Source organism: Shigella sp. FC1567, from assembly GCF_001743015.1.
Lineage (GTDB): Bacteria > Pseudomonadota > Gammaproteobacteria > Enterobacterales > Enterobacteriaceae > Escherichia > Escherichia coli.
Map to the genome: position 1 here is coordinate 1 of NZ_MIIV01000454.1, position 267 is coordinate 267.

General features: G+C 54.3%; 1 pseudogene. It reads right to left on the minus strand.

Annotation, left to right across the window (positions count from 1 at the left end):
* Positions 1–168: pseudogene (locus BHE85_RS19910) on the minus strand (IS1 family transposase); the annotation flags it as partial.
* Positions 169–267: the final 99 nt, after the last annotated feature.

Sequence of the window (267 nt, forward strand, 5' to 3'; positions counted from 1 at the left end):
TGTGGCCAGAGTGCGTTCACCGAAGACGTGCGCCACAACCGTCCTCCGTATCCTGTCATACGCGTAAAACAGCCAGCGCTGACGTGATTTAGCACCGACGTAGCCCCACTGTTCGTCCATTTCAGCGCAGACAATCACATCACTGCCCGGTTGTATGCGCGAGGTTACTGGATTTGCCCCTATATTTCCAGACATCTGTTATCACTTAACCCATTACAAGCCCGCTGCCGCAGATATTCCCGTGGCGAGCGATAACCCAGCGCACTA